Source organism: Desulfocastanea catecholica (genome assembly GCF_054657295.1).
Window position 1 is genome coordinate 1 of the sequence record NZ_BAAHYZ010000106.1, and the last position, 979, is coordinate 979.

Below are 979 nucleotides of genomic sequence, written 5' to 3' on the forward strand. Positions count from 1 at the left end.
TATGGCTCTAAACAATTCTCAGTAAATGGTTATATTTATAACGAAACCATATAGTTAATAAAAAAATGGAGGTCTCGTTATGAAAATGCCAAAAGTATCTCTTCTGGAATGGCAAAAACGATTTGATACCGAAAAAGCCTGCATTGAAACATTGATCAAAGTGCGATGGCCGGACGGATTTGTTTGTCCGGAATGCGCCAGCCGGAATTGCAGTTTTATAATCACGAGGAACTCTTATCAATGTAGCCACTGCCATCATCAAACAAGCGCTACTGCAGGAACGATTTTTCACTCGACCAATTTGCCTTTGATCAAGTGGTTCTGGGCTATTTACCTGACAGCTACGGATAAAGGTGGGATCTCGGCGCTTCGTCTGAGCAAAAATATCGGTGTTTCCTGGATAACGGCTCACCGCATGCTGAGGAAAATCCGCATGGTCATGGCACATCGCGATAGTATATACCGTCTTGAGAATCTGATTGAATGCGATGATGCCTTTGTTGGAGGAAAAAAAGCCGGCAAGCGGGGCAGAGGTGCTGCCGGGAAGAAACCGGTTCTGCTTGCAGTAGAAAGACGGGGAAATCATGCAGGGTTTATGGCAGCTGAAGCGGTAGAGGCAATCACGAAAAACAGTGTGCAAGCATTTCTTCATCGCCGTATAAAGCCGGGCCAAAACATAAGAACTGATGCTTTTCCTGCTCTGAACGTTGTGGCCAAAGATCATAGTCACGAGAAAAAAATAACTCCACCGGAAGAAGCTGCTGAATGGTTGCCGTTGGTCCATACAGTAATTGGTAATCTGAAAACATTTCTGAATGGAACTTTTCATGGTGTGACTCATAAATATCTACAAGAATACGTGGATGAATTTTGCTATCGGTTTAATCGTCGGTTCTGGGAAGACGAGCTTCCGATGCGTCTATTAAATGCTTGCCTATCCCATTGTCCAGCTTAAAACTGAAGATTGTTTAGAGCCATA

At 43.6% G+C, this 979-nt stretch carries 1 protein-coding gene; it reads left to right on the forward strand.

The features are described 5' to 3' along the window. The first annotated feature begins 79 nt into the window (after positions 1–79). A complete protein-coding gene (locus ACYQ8U_RS23055; protein WP_459947904.1) occupies positions 80–955 on the forward strand; it encodes an IS1595 family transposase in 876 nt (291 codons plus the stop codon). Positions 956–979 lie beyond the last annotated feature (24 nt).